Origin of the sequence: Kocuria sp. LUK, from assembly GCF_021012935.1 — a bacterium.
GTDB classification, from domain to species: domain Bacteria; phylum Actinomycetota; class Actinomycetes; order Actinomycetales; family Micrococcaceae; genus Kocuria; species Kocuria flava.
On the sequence record NZ_JAJMZI010000001.1, the window covers coordinates 1 to 19,823 of the forward strand.

The window sequence follows — 19,823 nt, forward strand, 5'->3', positions numbered from 1 at the left end:
CGCCAGTGCCGGGGCCTACCACACCCTGTGGTCCGGGGACCGCTCCGAGGTCATCGCCTGAGCCCACCCCGCAGCGCACGCAGCGCCTGTTGCGCCGAGGGGCGGCGTCCGGTGGCTCCCCCCGCGGGAGAACCACCCAACGCCGCCCCTCGGCGCGCTCCGGAGGGGACAGCGGCTCAGATCCACATGGCCGGGTCGATGTAGGTCGACGGGTCCACGAGGGGCTGCTTCTTCTCGGGCGTGCGGGGACGCACCTTGCCGGGGATCCCGGTGACGATGGAGTCCTCGGGCACGTCCTTGACCACCACGGCGTTGGCGCCGATCGCGGAGTCCGCACCGATCTCGATGGGGCCCAGCACCTTCGCGCCGGCGCCGATGACGACCCGGTCGCCCACGGTCGGGTGCCGCTTGACCTTGGCCAGCGACCGCCCGCCCAGGGTGACCCCGTGGTAGAGCATGACGTCGTCGCCGATCTCGGCGGTCTCGCCGATCACCACGCCCATGCCGTGGTCGATGAAGAAGCGCCGCCCGATCGAGGCGCCGGGGTGGATCTCCACGCCCGTGAGGAAGCGGGCGAGCTGGGACAGCGTGCGCGCCAGCAGCCGGCGGTCGGGGCGCTGCCACAGCCGGTGGGTGAGGCGGTGGACCCAGATGGCGTGCAGCCCGGAGTAGTTGAGCGCGATCTCCACGTCGGACCGGGCGGCCGGGTCGTGCGTGCGGGCCGTCTTCAGGTCCTCGGAGAGTCTGCTCCAGAAACTCACGGCTGTCCTCTGTTCTTCCGGGGTCGGTGGTCGGCCCGCCGGGCGGGCGTGCGGCCCCGGGGGAGGGGCCGGGGCGTGCCGACGGCCCGCCCACATCCGGGGGCAACACCGCGCAGCGGCATCGCTATTCCCGGGCGGGCGGGCCGTGGGCTCGCGGGCTCAGCCGCGGATGTCCTCGTAGAGCAGGGTGGAGATGTAGCGCTCCCCGAAGTCGCAGACGATCGCGACGATCAGCTTGTCGCGGTTCTCCTCCTTCGCGGCCTCCTGGAGGGCGGCCCAGACGATGGCCCCGGAGGAGATCCCGCCGAGGATGCCCTCCTTGGTGCCGAGCTCGCGGGCGGTGCGCACGGAGTCCTCCACGGTGACGTCGTAGACGTCGTCGTAGATCTCCCGGTCGAGGATCGCGGGCACGAAGTTGGCGCCCAGCCCCTGGATCTTGTGGGGCCCGGCCTTGCCCTCGGTCAGCAGCGGGGAGTCGGCGGGCTCGACGACGACGAGGCGCACGTCCGGCTTCTGCTCGCGCAGGTAGCGGCCCGCGCCGGTGATGGTGCCGCCGGTGCCCACGCCGGAGACGAAGACGTCGACGGCGCCGTCGGTGTCCTCCCAGATCTCGGGCCCGGTCGTGGCGTAGTGCACCGCGGGGTTGGCCTCGTTGGCGAACTGGCTGGCCAGCACGGCGTTCTCGGTGGTGTCGACGATCTCCTGGGCCTTCTCCACGGCCCCGCGCATGCCCTCGGAGCCGGGGGTGAGCACGATCTGGGCGCCGTAGGCGCGCAGCATCACGCGGCGCTCGGTGGACATGGTCTCGGGCATCGTGAGGATGACCTTGTAGCCGCGGGCCGCGCCGACCATGGCCAGGGCGATGCCGGTGTTGCCGGAGGTGCCCTCGACGATCGTGCCGCCGGGCTTGAGCGCACCGGCCTTCTCGGCGGCCTCGATGATGGACACGCCGATGCGGTCCTTGACCGAGTTGGCCGGGTTGTAGAACTCGAGCTTGACGGCGACGTTGCCCGGCAGGCCCTCGTCGAGGCGGTTGAGGCGGACCAGGGGGGTGCGGCCCACGATCTCGGTGACGTCGGAGTAGATCTTCGCCATGGGGGTACCTCGGTTTCTGCCCGCGGTCTCGTGCGACGGGCTCGGGGACGGTCTCGTACGGGTGGTGCTCGTGGCGCCGCGGGCGGGCCCGGCGGCGCGGTCCTAGCTCAGCCTAGCCAGGGGCCGCAACCGCTACTGCGCGGTAAGCCACGCGGAGTAACGTTGCCGGACCTTGGCCAGCTTCGGGTTGATGATCACCTGGCAGTAGCCGTTCCAGGGCTGGCGCGCGTAGAAGTCCTGGTGCTCCGGCTCGGCCGGCCAGAACGGCCCGAGGGGCTCCAGGGTCGTGACCACGGGATCGCTCCAGTGCTCCTGGGCGCGCTCGATCGCGGCCCGGAAGACGTCGCGCTGCTCGTCGTCGGCGAAGAACATCGCGGAGCGGTACTGGGTGCCGACGTCGTAGCCCTGACGGTTGAGGGTCGTGGGGTCGTGGCCGGTGAAGAAGAGGTCGAGGATCACCTCCGAGGGCACCACGGCGGGGTCGAAGGTCACCGCGACGGCCTCGGCGTGGCCGGTGGTGCCGCTGCACACGGCGTAGTATCCGGGGTCCGGCTGCGCGCCGCCGGTGTAGCCGGAGACCACCTCGGTCACGCCGCGGGTGACCCGGTACACCGCGTCGAGGCACCAGAAGCACCCGCCGGCGAGCACGTAGGTGAGGGAGGAGGACCCCTCCCGGACGGGGGTCGGGGCGGCGGCGTCGTCGTCGGTCGGGGAGAAGGCCATGCCCGGTACAACAGCGGCGCGCCGGGAGCATTCCCGCCCCGTCGCGGCCGGCGGGGCTGTCCCTAGACTGGGCCCATGAGCCCGTCCCGCACTCCCGCCCCCGCGCCCGCCCTCGCCGAGGTCCTGGAGGTCGTCGAGCAGCTGTGGCCGCTGCACCTGCAGGAGCCGTGGGACGCCTCGGGGCTGGTCACCGGGCGCCCGGAGCAGCCCGTGCGCCGCGTGCTGCTGGCCGTCGACCCCGTGGCCGAGGTCGTGGCGGAGGCCGTGTCCGGGGGCCACGACCTGCTGCTGACCCACCACCCCCTGCTGCTGCGGGGGGTGACCTCCGTGGCCGCCGACCGCTTCAAGGGTGCCGTGGTCCACGAGCTCGTCGAGAACCGCTGTGCGCTGCTGACCTGCCACACCAACGCCGACTCCGCCCCCGGGGGCGTCTCCGACGCCGTCGCCCGGGCAGCGGGGCTGACGACGGCGGCCCCGCTGGTCCCGCACCCCGCGGACCCGGCCGCCGGCCTCGGCCGCGTGGGGGAGCTGCCGGAGCCGGTCCCGCTGCGGGAGCTGGCCGAGCGGCTGGCGCGGGCCGTGCCCGCCTCCGCCCACGGCGTGCGGGTGGCCGGCGACCCGGACGCGCCCGTGCGGCGCGTGGCCGTCTGCGGCGGCGCCGGGGACTCGCTCTTCGACGAGGTCCGGGCCGCGGGCGCGGACGTCTACGTCACCGCCGACCTGCGCCACCACCCCGCCTCCGAGGCCCGCGAGGCCGCCACGGGTCCCGGCGGCTCCGGCACCCCGCACCTCGTGGACCTCTCGCACTTCGCCAGCGAGTGGCTGTGGCTGCCGATCGCCGCCGCGGCCCTGCGCGAGGCCCTCGCCGGCCGCGGCCACGACGTCGAGGTGGTCGTCTCCGAGCGGCGCACCGATCCCTGGGACTTCCGTCTCGAGACCCCCGGCCCGACCTCAGGAGGAACCGCATGACCCGCGCCACCCCCGAGCAGCAGCGAGCCCTCCTGGAGCTCGAGCGTCTCGACGCCCGGCTGCGGCGGATCGCCGCCCGCATCACGGAGCTGCGGGAGGACCCGGAGACCGCGCGCGCCCTGCAGCGGCGGGCCGCGGCGATCGCGGCCGCGAAGGAGCTGGACGCCGCCGAGCAGGCGATCGCGCAGCGGCTCACCGCGGCCGAGGAGAAGGTGGCGCGGGTGCAGGCCTCGATCGACAAGGACCGGGCCCGGCTCGAGCAGGGCGGCTCCGCGAAGGACCTCATGGGGCTGCAGCACGAGCTCGACACGCGCACCCGGCAGCTCGCCGAGGCGGAGGACGCCCAGCTCGCGCTCATGCAGGAGATGGACGACGCGCTGGCCCACCGGGCGGCCGTGACGCCGCGGCTGAAGGAGGCCGACGCCGAGGCGCGGCGGCGGGTGGCCGCCCGCGACGAGGAGGGGGCGGCCCTGGTGGCCGAGCGCGCGCAGCTGACGGCGCGCCGCCCCGAGGTCGCGGCCGCCGTGGGGCACGACGAGCTCGTGGGGCGCTACGAGCGCATCCGCACCGGCCGGTCGGCCGAGCGGCCCGCGGCCGCGGAGCTGCGCGGCACGGCCTGCGGGTCGTGCGGCAGCGCGCTGAGCCCCACCGACGCCGCCGTGTTCCGGTCGGCGGCGGCGGACGAGGTGCTCGTGTGCCCGGAGTGCGGGGTGATCCTGGTCCGCTCCTGAGGCGGGCCGGCGCGCACGGGCACGAAGGAGGGGCGGGGGACAGGCCGGCCTGTAAGCCGGGTTCTGTGCGCACGGCCGGTTGCCCTGACCGTGGCGGTGACCATCCATCTAGGCCCGTCGTTGCCGGCGGGCTCGAGCGGTCCACCCGGGTGCTCGGGCGAGCAGCCCTCGAACGCACCCTGTCCGACCTTGCTCCGGATGGGGTTTACCGAGCCGCGCCGGTCACCCGGCGCGCTGGTGGTCTCTTACACCACCTTTTCACCCTCACCCGCACCGGCGGTGCGGGCGGTCTGTTCTCTGTGGCACTGTCCTGCGGGTTCCCCCGAGTGGGCGTTGCCCACCATCCTGCTCTGCGGAGCCCGGACTTTCCTCGCGCCGCGGCCCGGGGGCCGCGGCCCGCGGTCACCCGGCCGGCCTGTCCGCCGTCCAGTCTACCCGCCGGACGGGACCGCGGGCGCCGGGCGCAGCCGCCGCCGGGCCGCGTCCCGCACGGCCGCGGCGAGCCGGTCCAGCCGCCCGGACGCCAGCGTCCAGGTCTGCCAGTGCAGCACGACGTCCTCGGGGGCGTGCTCCGCGAGCAGGACCAGGGAGCCGTCGGCGAGCTCCGCGCCCAGCTGGAGCTCGGGGACCATGCCCCACCCCAGGCCCGCCCGCACGGCGGCGAGGAACGCCTCCGAGGAGGGGACGGTGTGCGCCGGCGGGGAGCGGTCGAGCCCCAGGGCCCGCAGGGCGCGCAGCTGCAGGTCGTCCTTGCCGTTGAAGCGCAGCACGGGGACGCGGCCCCAGTCGAGGCCCGCGCCGCCCGTCGCGGCCGCCGGTCCGGCGCCCCAGCGGCGGAGCAGCCCGGGTGCTGCGACCGGCAGGTAGCGCATCGCCCCCAGCGGCTCGACCCGGCACCCGCCCACCGGCGCGGGGTCCGAGGTCACGGCCGCGAGGACCTCCCCGCCGCGCAGGAGCCGGCTGCTGTGGTCCTGGTCCTCCACCCGCAGGTCCAGGACCGTGTCCGTCCAGCCGGCCGCCTCGCCCAGGACGGGCGCGAACCAGGTGGCGAGGGAGTCGGCGTTGACGGCCACCGGCGTGACCGTCCGGTCGGCCGCGCCCAGGCCGAGGGCGTGCCGCGCCTCGGCCTCGAGCAGCTGCACCTGACGGGCCGTGCGCAGCAGCACGGCGCCGGCGTCCGTGGGGGTGCAGGGGCTGCCGCGGCGCACCACGACCTGGCCCACGGAGGCCTCGAGGGCCTTGATCCGCTGGCTCACGGCCGAGGGCGAGATCCGGAGCAGGTCGGCGGCCGCCTCGAAGGACTCCTCGTCGACGACGGCGGTCAGGGCGCGCAGGTGCTCGAGGTGCATGAAGGAAGTCTAATGTGGGCTCAGAATCCTTCGCTTGTCTGCACCGCATCGCGACACTAGCGTTCGAGGGCATGTGGAGCATCTGGGGCGCGGGCCTCGTGACCGGGCTGGCGCTGATCGTCGCGATCGGGGCGCAGAACGCGTTCGTGCTGCGCCAGGGCGTCCGGCGCGAGCACGTGGGCGTGGTGGTGGCGCTGTGCGCGGCGAGCGACGCCGTGCTCATCCTCGGCGGCACGGCCGGGGTCGGCGCGCTCGTGGTCCGGTTCCCGACGGCCCTGGAGGTGCTGCGCTGGGGCGGGGCGGCCTACCTGGCCTGCTGGGCGGCGCGCTCCTTCGCCTCGGCGCTGCGGCCGGCGGCGCTGACCGCACAGGCGCCGCGCTCGCGCGGGACGGTCGTGGCCACGACGCTCGCGCTGACCTGGCTGAACCCCCACGTCTACCTGGACACCGTGGTGCTGCTCGGGGGTCTCGCCAACCAGGAGGGCGCGGGCGGGCGCTGGGTCTTCGCCGCCGGCGCCGTGACGGGCAGCCTCGTGTGGTTCTCCGCCCTGGGCTGGGGTGCCCGTGCGCTGTCGGGCGTGCTGGACAGCCCCCGGACGTGGCGGGCGGTCGACCTGGGCGTCGGGGTGGTCATGCTCGTCCTGGCCGTGGGCCTGGTCCGGGGCTGAGCCCGGCGTCCTGCCCTCGCGGGCGTGCGGTGCTGCGGGTCCCCGGCCCGGGGACGGCGCTCCGGCGGATCCGGGACGGCCCGACCGGGCGTGCCGTCCGCCGGGCTGTTGCGGGCGGGCACGGCGGGGCCCGGGCCGGCGCACTAGACTGCTGCGGTGCTGATCCTGCTGCCGCCCTCCGAGACCAAGACCGCCCCCGCCGTCGGCGCCCCCGCCGGCCCGGACACCCTGTCCTTCCCCGAGCTGGGTGCCGCCCGCCGCGAGGTCCTCGCGCACCTGGAGCGGGCGAGCGCCCGGGCCGACGCTCTCGAGGTCCTGGGGGTGGGTGAGCGGCTGCGCCCCGAGGTGGAGCGCAACACCCGGCTGGCGCAGGAACCGGCCGCGCCGGCCCTGGAGGTCTACACGGGCGTGCTCTACGACGCCCTCGACCCCGCGGGGCTCACCGTCGCGCAGCGGGAGGCGGCGGAGGCCTCGCTCGTCGTCGTCTCGGCGCTGTGGGGCGCGGTGCGGCCGGCGGACCGGATCCCCGCCTACCGGCTGTCCATGGGCACGCAGCTGCCCGGACTGGGCCGGCTCGCCGCCCACTGGAAGCGCCACCTGCCCGCCGTCCTCGGCCCGGCCGCCGGGGACGGGGTCGTGGTCGACTGCCGGTCGGCGGCCTACGCCGCGGCCTGGCGCGGTCCCCGTGAGCGGACGGTGGCGGTGAAGGTCGTCCGGGAGCGGGACGGGAAGCGGACGGTGGTCTCGCACATGGCCAAGCACACCCGCGGGCTGCTCGCCCGCCACCTCGTCGAGCGCGCCGCCGAGGGGCGTCCGGCAGGCACCCCGCAGGAGCTGCTCGCGGTCGCGCGCGAGCGCTGGGACGCCGAGCTCACCGGGCCGACGGCCCGCTCGGCCGGGGAGCTCGTGGTGGTGCGCACCGAGGACTGAGCCCCGTTCCGGGCGCGGGCCGGCTCCGCGGACACGCGCGGACCCGGCCCGAGAGGTGCGGACCCGGCCCGGGGGCGTGCGGGTCAGTGGCCGAAGGGGTCCTCGTCGACGCCCGGCAGCCAGCTGCTCTCGCCGCGGCCCCAGCCCTCGGCCTTGACCGCCCTGCGCGCCCTGCGGCCCCACTTGTCGTTGAGCCGGTCGACGTAGAGCTTGCCGTCGAGGTGGTCGTACTCGTGCTGCATGACGCGGGCGAACCACCCGTTGGCCTCGAAGTCCACGGGGCGGCCCCCGGCGTCGAAGCCGGCCACCCGCACCCAGTCGGCGCGCTTGAGCGGCCAGCTGTGCCCGGGCACGGACAGGCAGCCCTCGGTCTCCTCGTCCGGGTCGGGGGTCTCCTGCGAGACCTTCCCCAGGGTCAGGACCGGGTTGACCAGGACGCCGCGCGGGGGGACGCCGTCGTCGTTGCGGAAGGCGTAGGTGAAGATCCGCAGGCCCACGCCGATCTGCGGGGCCGCCAGGCCCACGCCGTGGGCGGCGTCCATCGTCTCGTACATGTCCTCGACCAGGGCGCGCAGCTCGTCGTCGAACGCGGTGACCCGGGCGGCGGGACGGTGCAGGACGGGGGTTCCGGTGATCACCACGGGACGGACGGCCACTGCGGTCTTCCTCTCACCGCGCCGGCGGCGCGGGGGACGGGGGCGGGTGACGACGAAAGGCCGCCCCGGGGACCCCGGGGCGGCCTTTCGCGCGAAGGGTGAGCGACGGGGGTTGAACCCGCGACCTCCTGGACCACAACCAGGCGCTCTGCCGACTGAGCTACGCCCACCATGGACACCCCGCGGAAGCGCGTTCCGCTGGGCAACGCCTACGAGTGTACCCCATCGCCGGCGGTGCTCCGCACCGGCCGGGACCCGGCGCCGGCCGGCGCTCCCCCCGACCGGGACCGGGGCCCGGGATCCGCTCCCGGCCGGGGGCCGGCGCGGGGACGCGGCCCGGGCCCCGGCCGGGCGCCGGGACGGCGGGGCGTCAGGCCTCGGGCGTCTCCGCCGCTGCAGGCTCGGCGCCCGTGCGCGAGGCGGTGATCTCGGCGGAGATCGCCCGGGCGGTCTCGGAGTCCGGCCCCGGGTCGGCGGCGAAGACGGCCCGGCGGTAGTAGCGCAGCTCGTCGATCGAGTCGCGGATGTCGCCCAGGGCGCGGTGGTTGCCGGTCTTGGCGGGGGCCTGGAAGTAGGCGCGCGGGTACCAGCGGCGGGCGAGCTCCTTGATGGTGGAGACGTCGATCACCCGGTAGTGCAGGTGCGCCACCACCTCCGGCATGTCGCGGACCAGGAACGTCCGGTCCGTGCCCACGGAGTTCCCGCCCAGCGGGGCCTTCCCGGGCTCCGGCACCCACTGCCGCAGATAGGCCAGGACCTGCTCCTGGGCCTCGGCCATGCTCACGCCGCGGGGCAGCTCCTCGAGCAGCCCGGAGGCGGTGTGCATGCCGCGCACGAACTCGCCCATCTGCGCGAGCGCCGCCTCGTCGGGGCGGATGACGACGTCGACCCCCTCGCCCAGCACGTTGAGCTCGTCGTCGGTCACCAGGGCGGCGACCTCGATGAGGGCGTCGTGCTCCAGGGACAGTCCCGTCATCTCGCAGTCGATCCACACGATCCGCCCGTTGGGGCGTCCGCTGGTGTTCGCGCGTCCGTTCGTCGTAGCCACCCCGCCAATCTATCGTGCGTGCCGCCCCGGGGCGTCGGGCGGGGCGCCCGGGCAGGCGGTTCCGGCCGGCCGGGCGGGCCGCCCCCGTCCCGCGGGCGGGACGCCCGCGGCGGGCGCCGAGCGCGTCGCGGGCGGCCTCCGGCGGGTGCCGTCCCGGCCCGTCGGCAGGTGCCGCCCGGGGGGCGGGGATAGGATCGGGAGGACCTCGGGTCCGCGCTCCGCCCGGCCGCGGCACCCCTCGGCACCGGACGGGCACGACTGGGAGAGCAGTGCGCACCACCTCGAGGACCGGCCCGGCCGCAGCGGGCGAGCGGACCCCGCTCGCCCTGCCCGGCGGCTCCCAGTACGTCTCCGGCTCGCCGCTGCGCACCGTCGTGATGGGCGCCGTCGGCTCCCTGATGCTCCTCGCCGGCTCCCTCGGCGTCGGCTGGCTGGCCTCCGTGTCGCCGCTGCGCCAGGAGCCGCTGATCATCGCCATGCGCTACACCACCACGGGGGTGATCGCCTCCATCCTGCTCGTGGCCGTGGGCGGGATGCTGCTGGTGCGCGAGTGGCTGCGGCTCGGGCAGAAGCTCAACCGGTGGGGGCCCGGGTCGGGCCGGTGGGTGCTCGCCGCCATCGCGGCCTGGACGGCGCCCATGCTCGTGGCCGTGCCGCTGTTCAGCCGCGACGTCTACTCCTACATCGGCCAGGGCCGCGTGATGGAGAGCGGGCTCAACCCCTACGAGCACGGCGTGTCCACCATCGACAACTTCTTCCAGCTCGGCGCCGACCAGATGTGGTCGGAGTCCCCGCCCCCGTACGGGCCGCTGTTCCTGTGGATCGAGCAGTTCGTCGTGGCCGTCACGGGGGCGGATCCCGACGCCGCCGTGCTGCTGTTCCGGGCCCTGTGCGTGCTCGCCGTGCTCGCGTGCATGTGGCTGATCCCGCGGCTGGCCCGCCTGCACGGGATCAACCCCGCCCGCGCGCTGTGGCTGAGCGTGGCCAACCCCCTGTTCCTCACGAACTTCGTGGTGGCCGTGCACAACGACGCGATCATGATCGCCCTGGCCCTCGCCGGCACCTACGTCGCCGCGGCGCACCGCACCTGGAAGGGCGGGGTCGCCGGGACGGTCCTCGTGACCCTCTCCGTGGCGATCAAGCCCATCACCCTCGTCCTCCTGCCCTTCATCGGCCTGCTCTGGGCCGGGCGCGGGGCGTCCTGGCCGCGGCGCTTCGTGATCTGGGCGCTCACCCTCGCCCTGTCCGTGGCGCTGCTCGGGCTGATGGGCCTCGTCAACGGCTTCGGCTTCGGCTGGGTCGCGGCGATGTCCACTCCCGGCTCGGTGTGGATCTGGTACGCCCCCGTCGGCTTCCTCGGCAGCCTCGCCGCGTCCTTCGCCGCGACGATCGGCGCCGACTCCGGGCAGTGGCGAGACACCGTGCACACGTTCTTCCAGGCGCTCGCGGTCCCCGTGATCCTCTGGCTGATGTTCCGCGGCCGCGACGAGAAGCTCGTGCGCCGGCTCGCCTGGGCCTTCGCGACGATCGTGCTGCTGTCGCCGATGATCCAGGCCTGGTACGTGGTGTGGCTGATCCCCCTGTTCGCCGTCACCGGCATCCGCAGCGACTGGCAGGTCGACATCCTGTTCTTCCTCACCGCCTTCTTCATGGTCTACGCCGTCTCCGACCAGATCGACGTCTTCCCCTACCTGGACCTCGACCTGAGCTCGGGCCGGCTCATCGCCTCCGTCGTCGCCCTGTCCTACGGGGTGTACCTGTGGTTCATCGACCCGGCCACCCGCAGGCTCTTCCGCGGCCGCTACTCCCCGCCGCCCGCCCAGGCGGTCATCTGACGGGCGGTCGTCGGGGACCCGTGCCGCACCCGTGCCAACCTGGCCGTGTTGATAGACTTCCCGGCGGCGTCCGGGCCCGTCCCGGCGCCCCGCCCCAGTAGCTCAGCGGACAGAGCAGGAGCCTTCTAATCTCTTGGTCGGGGGTTCGATTCCCTCCTGGGGCACCAGCGGACGCACGCCGTCCCCGACCGCGGCGCCCCGGACCCCGGTCCGGGGCGCCGCTCCGTCCCGGGGGCGTCCCGGGGTTCCTCCGGTCCCGTCCCGGGTGCACCCGGCCGGGACCGGGCACCACCGGGCCCGTCCCGGTCGGGACCGCCCCGGCGGCACGCGCCGGCGCGGAAGAGGGGACAGCACAACCCCGGTGATTTGCATACATTAATCAGCATCGGGGGTCCGCCACCTCAGTTCCGGGCGGAACGGCCCCCGGGCGGCGCCCGCGCCGGGGGACGGGCGGGGCGCGCCGCACGAGCACCGGCACGAGAGCACTGGGGGATCGGGATGAGCGTCATCGTCACGCGCAGATGGGTCGGCGGGGGACCGCGCCACTTCCACTACGACACGTCCGAGGAGGCCGAAGCCGACACCCGCGACTTCATCGCGAGCCGGCTCGGGGAGGACTGCGACCCCGCGCGGGTCGAGGAGCTCACCCGCCGGGCCCTGGGCTGCGACTGCATCCGGCTCGACGTCGACGGCGGCGGGATCGACATCGGCCCGGCCCTCGTGGCCTGAGGGCCCCGCCCCGCACCACGGGACGACGACGGGGCCGCCGGCCGCTGCGGCCACCACGGTCCCGCCACGGCCCGCCCGGCCCGGCGACCTCGCTCCCCAGGAGCCCGGTCGCCGGGCCGGGCGCCGTCGTCGTCCACAGGCGGGTCCGGTCCCGCCCGCGGCGGCGGGCGGGCGGTCAGGCTGGGCGGACCCCGAGCACCCGGGGCCCGACCCGGCCGTCCGGCCGCCGCCCGAAGGAGCACCCCATGACCGAGCAGATCACCGTCCGCGGCTACGTGGCCACCGACCCCGAGTCCCGCAGCCTGCCGGACGGCACCGTGGTCGTGACCTTCCGCCTGGCCTCGACGCCGCGGTGGTTCGACGCCCAGAGCTCCACCTGGCGCGACGGGCACACCAACTGGCTGACCGTCCAGGCCTTCCGCGGCCTCGGCCTCAACGCGCTCGCGAGCCTGAAGAAGGGCCAGCCGGTCGTGGTCGTCGGCCGGCTCAGGGTCCGCTTCTGGGACGGCGAGAACGGCCGGCACACCGCGGTCGACGTCGACGCCGTCTCGATCGGCCACGACCTGGCCCTGGGCACCGCGTGCTTCCAGCGCACCGTCACCGCCGCTGCGGCCGGGGAGCGCGAGCGCCCCGGCGACCCCGCCGCCGCGGCGGACGGGGCGGAGGAGACGACCCCGGAGGGCGTGGACCCGGCGACCGGCGAGCTCCTCCGGGAGGCGCAGCCCGCCGGGGCCGGCGAGGACCGGGCCCCCGCCTGAGCCGGGACGCCGGCACCGGGCGGGCCGCCGGGGCGCCCGGACCCCGGCGGCCCGCCCGTGCCCGGGCGCCGGGAGGGTAGCCTGGAGGGCATGGCGGAATTCATCTACACCATGTCCAAGGCCCGCAAGACCGTGGGCGACAAAGTCATCCTGGACGACGTCACCATGTCGTTCTACCCGGGCGCCAAGATCGGCGTCGTGGGCCCCAACGGGGCCGGCAAGTCCACGATCCTGAAGATCATGGCCGGCCTCGACCAGCCCTCCAACGGAGAGGCCCGCCTGAGCCCCGGCTACACCGTCGGCATCCTGCTCCAGGAGCCGCCGCTGAACGAGGAGAAGACCGTCCTCGGCAACGTCGAGGAGGGCGTGGGCGAGATCAAGGCCAAGCTCGACCGCTTCAACGAGATCTCCGAGGAGATGGCCCAGCCCGACGCCGACTTCGACGCCCTCATGGAGGAGATGGGCCGGCTGCAGGAGGAGATCGACACCGCCAACGCGTGGGACCTCGACTCCCAGCTCGAGCAGGCGATGGACGCGCTGCGCTGCCCGCCGCCGGACGCCGAGGTCTCCGTGCTCTCCGGCGGTGAGCGCCGCCGCGTGGCGCTGTGCAAGCTGCTGCTGCAGAAGCCGGACCTGCTGCTGCTGGACGAGCCCACCAACCACCTGGACGCCGAGTCCGTGCTGTGGCTCGAGCAGCACCTGAAGGACTACCACGGCGCCGTCATGGCCGTCACCCACGACCGGTACTTCCTGGACCACGTGGCGGAGTGGATCTGCGAGGTCGACCGCGGCCGCCTCTACGGCTACGAGGGCAACTACTCGGCCTACCTCGAGACCAAGCGCGCCCGCATGGAGGTGCAGGGCAAGAAGGACGCGAAGCAGGCCAAGCGCCTGGCCGACGAGCTCGAGTGGGTGCGCTCCAACGCCAAGGGCCGCCAGGCGAAGTCCAAGGCCCGTCTGGCCCGCTACGAGGAGATGGCCGCCGAGGCGGAGAAGACCCGCAAGCTCGACTTCGAGGAGATCCAGATCCCGCCGGGGCCGCGCCTGGGCAACCTCGTGATCGAGGCGAAGGACCTGCAGAAGGGCTTCGGGGACCGCTCCCTGATCAAGGGCCTGTCGTTCTCGCTGCCGCGCAACGGGATCGTGGGCGTGATCGGCCCCAACGGCGTCGGCAAGTCGACCCTGTTCAAGACGATCGTGGGGCTGGAGCCCCTCGACGGCGGCGAGCTGAAGATCGGCGACTCGGTCAAGATCTCCTACGTCGACCAGAACCGCGAGAACCTCGACCCGAACAAGTCCCTGTGGGAGGTCGTCTCCGACGGGCTGGACTACATCAACGTCGGCAACGTGGAGATGCCCTCCCGCGCCTACGTCTCCGCGTTCGGGTTCAAGGGCCCGGACCAGCAGAAGAAGGCCGGGGTGCTCTCCGGCGGGGAGCGCAACCGGCTCAACCTCGCGCTGACCCTCAAGCAGGGCGGGAACCTGCTGCTGCTCGACGAGCCCACCAACGACCTCGACGTCGAGACCCTGGCCTCCCTGGAGAACGCCCTGCTGGAGTTCCCGGGCTGCGCCGTGGTCGTCTCCCACGACCGGTGGTTCCTCGACCGGGTCGCCACCCACATCCTCGCGTGGGAGGGCACAGAGGAGGAGCCGGACCGCTGGTACTGGTTCGAGGGCAACTTCGAGTCCTACGAGGCGAACAAGGTCGAGCGCCTCGGGGCCGACGCCGCCCGCCCGCACCGGGTCACCCACCGCCGCCTGACCCGCGACTGATCCGCCGCCCGGCGCCGCCCGCCCCGGCGCCACCGGGGGGCGGCGACCGCAGCGGGTCCGCGGCCACGGCGGCAGCGGAGGGGCCGGTCCGCGCACGCGCGCGGACCGGCCCCTCCGTCGTGCGCGGATTCCGTCGTGCACGCATCAGGACGCGCCGGGAACCCGTCGTGCGCGGACGCCGTCGCACGCGGGTCCGGGCGGGCCCAGGTCCCGGCGGGCGGGGCGGCGGCCCGTGCGGTCCCGCCGGACGGCGGGACCGGGTCCTGCCTCAGGAGAACTCGGGGAACCGCAGCATGCCCTCCTGGGCGGTCGTGGCGATGAGCACGCCGTCGCGGGTGAACATCCGCCCCACGCCGAGGCCGCGGGCCGAGGAGGCGTTCGGGGAGGACTGGACGTAGAGCACCCACTCGTCGGCCCGGGCCTGGCGGTGCCACCACATGGCGTGGTCGAGGGAGGCGATGTTCATCCCCGGCTCCACCCACGTCTTCCCGTGCAGGCGCAGCACCGGCTCCAGCAGGGTGTAGTCGCTGGCGTAGGCGAGGGCCGCCCGGTGCACGTCCGGGTCGTCGGGCAGCGGCTTGAGCGTCTTGATCCACACCGCGTTGTAGGGCTCCCCGCTCCGGTCGGGGCGGAAGTAGATCGGCTCGGTGATGTAGCGGATGTCGAAGGGCCGCTCGTAGGCCACGGCGCGGGCCTCGGGGGCGTCGATGTGGCCCAGCAGCTCCCGGGCACTGGGCAGCGACTCGGGGTCGGGCATCCCGCGCGGGGCCTCGTCCTGGTGCTCCAGTCCCGCCGCGGGGACCTGGAAGGAGGCGATCGCCGAGAGGATCGCCCGGCCGCGCTGGTAGGCGTGCACGCGCCGGGCCGAGAAGGAGCGGCCGTCGCGGATGCGCTCCACGCCGAAGGTGATCGGCTCGGACACGTCCCCGGGGCGCAGGAAGTAGGCGTGCAGGGAGTGCACGACGCGCTCCTCGTCGACCGTGCGCATCGCGGCGGTGGTCGCCTGGGCCAGCACCTGCCCCCCGTAGACGCGGGAGCGGGGGCTCATCGCCGTGTGGCCCACGAAGATGTCCTCCAGGGTGCGGGCACCGCCCCCGTCCGCCAGGTCGAGCATCTCCACCAGGGCCTGCGTCGGGTCGTCGATCGCGCTGTAGGTCATGGCGCCAACCCTAGTCCAGCGCCCCCGCCCGCCCGGTCGGACGCCCCGCGCCGCGGCGGTCCCGGCACGGCCCGGCACGGCCCGCGGCGTGCGGGACGGGCGGCCGTGCGGCACGGGGCGGCCGGACCCGCGGCACCCGCGACGGGCGGCCGTGCGGCACGGGGCGGGCGGGCCGGATGTGATGGGATGGGACCATGCCCTCCCTGCTGATCCCCGTCCAGATGCGCTTCGGCGACATCGACAGCTACGGCCACGTCAACAACGTCACCATGCTCCAGTACCTCGAGGACGCCCGCGTGCGGCTCATGCGCCTGCCCCTGCCGGCCGACGCCGGTCCTGCCGCGGCCGCCGGACCCGGCACCGCGCAGGACGGGCCCGCACCGGAGGAGCCGGCAGCCGACGGGACGGGACAGCTGTCCTTCCGCGACCTGGTGGGGGAGCGGCTGACCGTGATCGGCCGCCAGGAGGCCGAGTACACCGAGCAGCTGCTGTGGCGGGCCGAGCCGGTGTTCGTGCGGGTGTGGGTCTCCGCGGTCGGCGGGTCGAGCTTCGTGCTCGACTACGCCGTGCAGGAGGAGGACGGCTCCCGGGTCTACGCCGTGGCCCAGACCGTCGTCGTGCAGATCGAGCGGTCCTCGGGGCGGCCCTCGCGCCTGGACGCCGCCCAGCGCGCGGCCCTCGCGCGGTGGGCCGACGAGCCCACCCGCTTCGCCCGCCGGCCCGCCCCGGCGGGGGAGTGAGGCCCGTGGGGCGCTCGCTGCCGCTGACCGACCCGCACGACGTCGCCGACCTGCGCACCTTCCTCACCCGCGCCCGCGGCGTGGACCCCCAGGGGGCCGTCCGCTTCCAGGCCCGGGGCCGGGCGCTGGGCGCGACCGTGTGCGTGCTCGAGCCCCACGGGCTGCTGGACCGCACCCCCACGGTGCTCGGCCTGCGGGCCGTGGCCCTGGCCGAGGAGCTCGAGCTCGACGTGACGGTGCCGCTGGGCGGGGTCCTCGACCGGCTCCCCCGCCAGGAGGCGGGCACGACCGAGGTCGGGCTGCCGCCCGTGGACGTGAGCGTCTCCTGGGCCGGGATCGCCCCGCCGCTCGGGGGCTGGACCCCCGTCGGCCGGCTGGCCGGCGACGCCGTGCGCGCCGCCGCCCGGGAGGGCGTCGCCGAGGTCGCCCGTGCCGTCCCGCAGGACGCCGGGGGCGCCGTCGTCGACGCCGTGCGCGCCCGCGTCTGGGGTCGCCCCGCCTCCTGGGCCGCGCCGCTGGAGGCGGCCCTCACGGGCGGGCCCGTGCCCGAGGGCGCGGCCTTCGCCGCCTGGTCGCTGGGCTTCGTGCCCCCGGGCGCGCCGGTCGCGGTCGCCGAGCACGGGCGCTGGGTGCGCCTGAGCGCCCCCGGCGGGCACGTGCTCGCCCGCCGCTGAGCCGGCCGCGCACGGCGCCGCGCCCGGGGTGCGGCCCGCTCAGCCGGGCCGGTTGATCATCGCGTGGGCCGCCCGGTCGAGGTAGTCCCACAGGATCCCGTCGTGCAGCGGGGACAGCTCGAGGGTGTCCAGGGCCGCGCGCATGTGCGCCAGCCACGTGTCCCGGGCCCACGTGTCCACGGGGAAAGGCATGTGCCGCATCCGCAGCCGGGGGTGGCCCCGCTGCTCGGAGTAGGTGGTCGGCCCGCCCCAGTACTGCTCGAGGAACATCCGCAGCCGCTCCTCGGCGGGGCCCAGGTCCTCCTCCGGGTACAGGGCCCGGAAGCGCTCGTCGGCCGCGACCCGCGCGTAGAACTCGTGGACGAGCTTCGCGAACGTCTCGTGCCCGCCGACCTGGTCGTAGAACGACGACGCCGCACCCGCCTCGGACTGCTCCCGGCCGTCGCCGACCTGCGGCACCGGGCGGCGCACCTGCGAGAGCGGCACGCCCACCGCGAAGGAGCGGGCCCCGGCCGGAGCGGCCGCCTCGGGGCTCGTCGCCGGCCCGTCCGCGGGGCGCTCCGCCGGGCCCCGGTCCTGCGCGGCGCTCACGCCTGCACCTGCGCGGCGGCCCCGGCCCGGGCGTCGACCTGCTGGGCGCGCACGGCGCGGCGCACCGCGTCGCGCTGCTCGAGCACGATCCGGCGCAGCCCGTGCAGGTCCTCGGGCAGCTCGGCGAGGAACGCGTCCGCGGCCTCGAGCACGGAGGGCTCGGGCAGGTTCGGGAACATCCCGCCGGCGATCTGCTGGGCGAGCTCGTGGGTGCGGGTGCGCCAGATCTGCGGGACGGCCGCGAAGTAGGGGCCCACGTAGGGCTCGAGCAGCGCCGGGTCGGCCGCGGTGCGGAAGCCGTCGATGGCCGCCTCCTGCAGCGAGTTGGGCAGGTCGCCGTCGACCATGATCCGCTGCCAGGCGCGGGCCTTGGCCTCCGCGGTGGGCACGGCCGCGCGGGCGCGGGCGGCGGCGATCGCCCCGTTCTCGGTGTTGTCCTCGGCCAGCATCGCGTCCACGTCGGCCTCGTCCCGGCGGCCGCCGGCGCACAGGCCCGTCAGCACGGCCCAGCGCAGGTCGGTGTCCAGGGGCAGGCCGGGCAGCTCCCGCCGGCCCGCCAGCAGCTCCTCGAGCACGTCGAGCTGGCCGGGGGTGCGGGCCTGCCGGGCGAAGGCGCGCAGGAACTGCAGCTGGTGGTCGGAGCCGGCCTCCGCCGACTCGGTCAGCTCCCGCAGCCGCTCGGCGGCCTCCCGCTGGACGGCCTCGCGGGCGGGAGCGGCCACGTAGCCCTCCAGCACCGTCTCGAGCCGGCGCAGCTGGACCTGCAGGGTCGTGGACTCGGTCTCCCGGGCGATGTTGCCGAGCACCAGCTCCACGTAGCGGCGGGCGGCGGTCTCGCCGTCGTCCACGCCGTCCCACACCGAGCCCCACACGAGGGCGCGCGGCAGCGAGTCCTCGAAGGTGCCCAGGTGGGTCAGGGCGGTGTCGAGCGAGGGCTCGTCCAGGCGGATCCTGGCGTAGGCGAGGTCGTCGTCGTTGAGCAGCACGAGGTCGGGGCGCTCTCGCCCGACGAGCTCGGGCACCTCGGTGACGGGCCCGTCGACGTCGAGCTCGAGGCGGTGGGTGCGCACCAGCCGGCCGTCGAGGTGGTCGTAGAAGCCGATCGCCAGCCGGTGCGGGCGCAGCACGGGGTGCTCCTCCGGGGCGGTCTGCTCGATCCGGAAGGAGCGGATGACGCAGTCGTCGTCCTCGGCCACGACCGGCACGAGCGTGTTGACCCCGGCGGTGCCCAGCCACTTCGCCGACCAGTCGTCGAGGTCGCGCCCGCTGGCCCGCTCCAGCTGGACCAGCAGGTCGGACAGCTCCGTGCTGCCCCAGGCGTGGGCGCGGAAGTACTCGGCGATCCCGGCCATGAACTGCTCCTGGCCGACCCAGGCGACGAGCTGCTTGAGCACCGAGGCGCCCTTGGCGTAGGTGATGCCGTCGAAGTTGACGAGCACGTCCTCGAGGTCGCGGATCGGGGCGACCACCGGGTGGGTCGTGGGCAGCTGGTCCTGCTCGTAGCCCCAGGACTTCTCCCCGGCGGCGAAGGTCGTCCAGGCCGCGGTGAACCGGGTCGCCTCGGCGGCGGCGAGCGTGGACATGTACTCCGCGAAGGACTCGTTGAGCCACAGGTCGTTCCACCAGCGCATCGTCACGAAGTCCCCGAACCACATGTGCGCCAGCTCGTGCAGGACCGTCACGGCCCGCCGCTCCACGCGCGCCTGCGTGGGCCTGGACCGGAAGACGTAGAGCTCCACGAAGGTCACGGCCCCGGCGTTCTCCATCGCCCCGGCGTTGAACTGCGGCACGAACAGCTGGTCGTACTTCTCGAACGGGTAGGCCCGGCCGAACTGCGCCTCGAAGAACGCGAATCCCGCCCTGGTGATCGCGAACATCTCCTCGGCCTCGACGTGGTCCATCAGGGACCGCCGCGCGTAGAGCCCCAGCGGGATGCGCCGGCCGTCGGCGCTGGTGAGCTCGTCGTGCACGGAGGCGTAGGGCCCGGCGATCAGCGAGGTGACGTAGCAGGGCACCACGGGAGTGGGGGCGAAGCGCCACGTGGCCGTGCCCTCCCCGGCTGCCTCAGGCTCGGGGGTGGGCTGCGTGGAGACCACCGTCCAGTGGGCCGGGGCGGTGACCGTGAAGGCGAAGCGGGCCTTGAGGTCGGGCTGCTCGAACACGGCGAAGACCCGGCGCGTGTCGGCGACCTCGAACTGGGAGTAGAGGTAGACCTCCTGGTCCACGGGGTCCACGAACCGGTGCAGACCCTCGCCGGTGGTCATGTACCGGAAGTCCGCGTCCACCGTCAGCTCGTTGTGCTCCGCGAGCTCCCCGAGCCGGATCCGGGCGCCGTCGGCGACCTCGCCCGGGTCCAGCGCCCGGCCGTTGAGCACCACGGAGTGCACCGCGTCGGTGATCGCGTCCACGAAGGTCGAGGCGCCGGGGGTCGCCCGGAACCGCACCGTCGTCGTCGACCGGAAGATCCGCTCCCCGCGCGTGAGGTCGAGGACCACCTCGTAGGCGTCCACCGCCACGGTCGAGGCGCGCTCGGCGGCCTCCTCGCGGGTCAGGTTGGTTCCGGGCACGGCGTGCCGTCCTCTCGTCGGGGTCAGGGGGACGACCGCGGCCTCCCGGCCGCGGGAATTCCCCCAT

19 protein-coding genes, 2 tRNA genes and 1 other RNA gene are annotated in these 19,823 nt (G+C 75.0%); 11 read left to right on the plus strand and 11 right to left on the minus strand.

Annotated elements, in window-relative coordinates; translation table 11 throughout:
- Positions 1 to 176: 176 nt before the first annotated feature.
- The 3 genes from epsC to msrA form a co-directional block, all read right to left on the minus strand.
- Entirely contained in the window at positions 177 to 761 is a 585-nt protein-coding gene (gene epsC / locus LQU92_RS00005; protein WP_058859066.1) for a serine O-acetyltransferase EpsC, read from the minus strand.
- Positions 762 to 920: 159 nt separating this feature from the next.
- A complete protein-coding gene (cysK, locus tag LQU92_RS00010) occupies positions 921 to 1,856 on the minus strand; it encodes a cysteine synthase A (protein ID WP_101852150.1) in 936 nt (311 codons plus the stop codon).
- A 132-nt stretch (positions 1,857 to 1,988) separates the two neighbouring features.
- Complete coding sequence (gene msrA / locus LQU92_RS00015) at positions 1,989 to 2,579, minus strand: peptide-methionine (S)-S-oxide reductase MsrA (protein ID WP_230659548.1); 591 nt, start codon at positions 2,577 to 2,579, stop codon at positions 1,989 to 1,991.
- A 75-nt stretch (positions 2,580 to 2,654) separates the two neighbouring features.
- On the opposite strand from msrA, the gene LQU92_RS00020 reads away from it, so the two are divergent.
- Together LQU92_RS00020 and LQU92_RS00025 are read left to right on the plus strand one after the other, a co-directional pair.
- Positions 2,655 to 3,548 carry a Nif3-like dinuclear metal center hexameric protein gene (locus LQU92_RS00020; RefSeq protein WP_230659551.1) on the plus strand — a complete coding sequence of 298 codons (894 nt, stop codon included), beginning with the start codon at positions 2,655 to 2,657 and terminating at the stop codon, positions 3,546 to 3,548.
- Positions 3,545 to 4,279 (plus strand): zinc ribbon domain-containing protein, encoded by a 735-nt coding sequence (locus tag LQU92_RS00025; protein ID WP_230659554.1) that lies wholly within the window; start codon positions 3,545 to 3,547, stop codon positions 4,277 to 4,279. The genes LQU92_RS00020 and LQU92_RS00025 overlap by 4 nt, the downstream gene beginning before the upstream one ends.
- 36 nt (positions 4,280 to 4,315) lie before the next feature.
- Here LQU92_RS00025 and rnpB read toward each other — a convergent pair.
- Together rnpB and LQU92_RS00035 are read right to left on the minus strand one after the other, a co-directional pair.
- Positions 4,316 to 4,697, minus strand: an RNA gene (gene rnpB / locus LQU92_RS00030) — RNase P RNA component class A.
- Positions 4,698 to 4,710: 13 nt separating this feature from the next.
- Entirely contained in the window at positions 4,711 to 5,628 is a 918-nt protein-coding gene (locus tag LQU92_RS00035; protein ID WP_230659557.1) for a LysR family transcriptional regulator ArgP, read from the minus strand.
- A 71-nt stretch (positions 5,629 to 5,699) separates the two neighbouring features.
- Between LQU92_RS00035 and LQU92_RS00040 the strand changes: the two genes are divergently transcribed.
- Complete coding sequence (locus LQU92_RS00040) at positions 5,700 to 6,296, plus strand: LysE/ArgO family amino acid transporter (RefSeq protein ID WP_230659559.1); 597 nt, start codon at positions 5,700 to 5,702, stop codon at positions 6,294 to 6,296.
- Between the two features lie 156 nt (positions 6,297 to 6,452).
- Positions 6,453 to 7,226: a YaaA family protein gene (locus tag LQU92_RS00045; RefSeq protein ID WP_230659563.1), complete on the plus strand. Its 774-nt coding sequence runs from the start codon at positions 6,453 to 6,455 to the stop codon at positions 7,224 to 7,226.
- Positions 7,227 to 7,309: 83 nt separating this feature from the next.
- Here the strand turns inward: LQU92_RS00045 and def are convergent, their stop codons facing one another.
- The 3 genes from def to orn all read right to left on the minus strand — a co-directional run bounded on the left by def (position 7,310) and on the right by orn (position 8,876).
- Positions 7,310 to 7,882 carry a peptide deformylase gene (def, locus tag LQU92_RS00050; RefSeq protein ID WP_101852158.1) on the minus strand — a complete coding sequence of 191 codons (573 nt, stop codon included), beginning with the start codon at positions 7,880 to 7,882 and terminating at the stop codon, positions 7,310 to 7,312.
- 97 nt (positions 7,883 to 7,979) lie between these two features.
- Positions 7,980 to 8,052, minus strand: a tRNA-His gene (locus LQU92_RS00055).
- Positions 8,053 to 8,252: 200 nt separating this feature from the next.
- On the minus strand, positions 8,253 to 8,876 hold the full coding sequence (gene orn / locus LQU92_RS00060; RefSeq protein ID WP_101852159.1) for an oligoribonuclease: 624 nt from the start codon (positions 8,874 to 8,876) through the stop codon (positions 8,253 to 8,255).
- A gap of 323 nt (positions 8,877 to 9,199) precedes the next feature.
- Here orn and mptB point away from each other — a divergent pair, with 323 nt between their 5' ends.
- From mptB to ettA, 5 genes are all read left to right on the plus strand, one after another.
- The gene (gene mptB, locus LQU92_RS00065) at positions 9,200 to 10,765 is read left to right on the plus strand and encodes a polyprenol phosphomannose-dependent alpha 1,6 mannosyltransferase MptB (RefSeq protein WP_058859058.1); all 1,566 of its coding nucleotides are present in this window, start codon (positions 9,200 to 9,202) and stop codon (positions 10,763 to 10,765) included.
- Positions 10,766 to 10,856: 91 nt separating this feature from the next.
- Positions 10,857 to 10,932: transfer RNA gene (locus tag LQU92_RS00070), tRNA-Arg, on the plus strand.
- Between the two features lie 331 nt (positions 10,933 to 11,263).
- Complete coding sequence (locus LQU92_RS00075) at positions 11,264 to 11,494, plus strand: hypothetical protein (RefSeq protein ID WP_230659565.1); 231 nt, start codon at positions 11,264 to 11,266, stop codon at positions 11,492 to 11,494.
- Positions 11,495 to 11,739: 245 nt separating this feature from the next.
- Entirely contained in the window at positions 11,740 to 12,252 is a 513-nt protein-coding gene (locus LQU92_RS00080) for a single-stranded DNA-binding protein (RefSeq protein ID WP_230659568.1), read from the plus strand.
- 90 nt (positions 12,253 to 12,342) lie between these two features.
- Entirely contained in the window at positions 12,343 to 14,025 is a 1,683-nt protein-coding gene (gene ettA / locus LQU92_RS00085) for an energy-dependent translational throttle protein EttA (RefSeq protein WP_230659571.1), read from the plus strand.
- A 268-nt stretch (positions 14,026 to 14,293) separates the two neighbouring features.
- On the opposite strand, the gene LQU92_RS00090 is transcribed toward ettA, so the two are convergent.
- The gene (locus LQU92_RS00090; RefSeq protein WP_230659574.1) at positions 14,294 to 15,184 is read right to left on the minus strand and encodes an acyl-CoA thioesterase II; all 891 of its coding nucleotides are present in this window, start codon (positions 15,182 to 15,184) and stop codon (positions 14,294 to 14,296) included.
- A gap of 194 nt (positions 15,185 to 15,378) precedes the next feature.
- Between LQU92_RS00090 and LQU92_RS00095 the strand changes: the two genes are divergently transcribed.
- Entirely contained in the window at positions 15,379 to 15,924 is a 546-nt protein-coding gene (locus LQU92_RS00095; RefSeq protein WP_230659577.1) for a thioesterase family protein, read from the plus strand.
- A 5-nt stretch (positions 15,925 to 15,929) separates the two neighbouring features.
- On the plus strand, positions 15,930 to 16,598 hold the full coding sequence (locus LQU92_RS00100; RefSeq protein ID WP_230659580.1) for a hypothetical protein: 669 nt from the start codon (positions 15,930 to 15,932) through the stop codon (positions 16,596 to 16,598).
- Between the two features lie 39 nt (positions 16,599 to 16,637).
- On the opposite strand, the gene LQU92_RS00105 is transcribed toward LQU92_RS00100, so the two are convergent.
- Both LQU92_RS00105 and pepN read right to left on the minus strand, forming a co-directional pair.
- Complete coding sequence (locus LQU92_RS00105; protein WP_230660624.1) at positions 16,638 to 17,057, minus strand: globin; 420 nt, start codon at positions 17,055 to 17,057, stop codon at positions 16,638 to 16,640.
- A gap of 128 nt (positions 17,058 to 17,185) precedes the next feature.
- Positions 17,186 to 19,756 carry an aminopeptidase N gene (pepN, locus tag LQU92_RS00110; RefSeq protein WP_230659582.1) on the minus strand — a complete coding sequence of 857 codons (2,571 nt, stop codon included), beginning with the start codon at positions 19,754 to 19,756 and terminating at the stop codon, positions 17,186 to 17,188.
- Positions 19,757 to 19,823 lie beyond the last annotated feature (67 nt).

Coding starts and splice junctions, on each gene's coding strand:
- cysK (WP_101852150.1), bottom strand. CDS start 1,856: ATGGCGAAGATCTACTCCGACGTCACCGAGATCGTGGGCCGCACCCCC.
- msrA (WP_230659548.1), bottom strand. CDS start 2,579: ATGGCCTTCTCCCCGACCGACGACGACGCCGCCGCCCCGACCCCCGTC.
- LQU92_RS00020 (WP_230659551.1), top strand. CDS start 2,655: ATGAGCCCGTCCCGCACTCCCGCCCCCGCGCCCGCCCTCGCCGAGGTC.
- LQU92_RS00025 (WP_230659554.1), top strand. CDS start 3,545: ATGACCCGCGCCACCCCCGAGCAGCAGCGAGCCCTCCTGGAGCTCGAG.
- LQU92_RS00035 (WP_230659557.1), bottom strand. CDS start 5,628: ATGCACCTCGAGCACCTGCGCGCCCTGACCGCCGTCGTCGACGAGGAG.
- LQU92_RS00040 (WP_230659559.1), top strand. CDS start 5,700: ATGTGGAGCATCTGGGGCGCGGGCCTCGTGACCGGGCTGGCGCTGATC.
- LQU92_RS00075 (WP_230659565.1), top strand. CDS start 11,264: ATGAGCGTCATCGTCACGCGCAGATGGGTCGGCGGGGGACCGCGCCAC.
- LQU92_RS00080 (WP_230659568.1), top strand. CDS start 11,740: ATGACCGAGCAGATCACCGTCCGCGGCTACGTGGCCACCGACCCCGAG.
- ettA (WP_230659571.1), top strand. CDS start 12,343: ATGGCGGAATTCATCTACACCATGTCCAAGGCCCGCAAGACCGTGGGC.
- LQU92_RS00090 (WP_230659574.1), bottom strand. CDS start 15,184: ATGACCTACAGCGCGATCGACGACCCGACGCAGGCCCTGGTGGAGATG.
- LQU92_RS00095 (WP_230659577.1), top strand. CDS start 15,379: ATGCCCTCCCTGCTGATCCCCGTCCAGATGCGCTTCGGCGACATCGAC.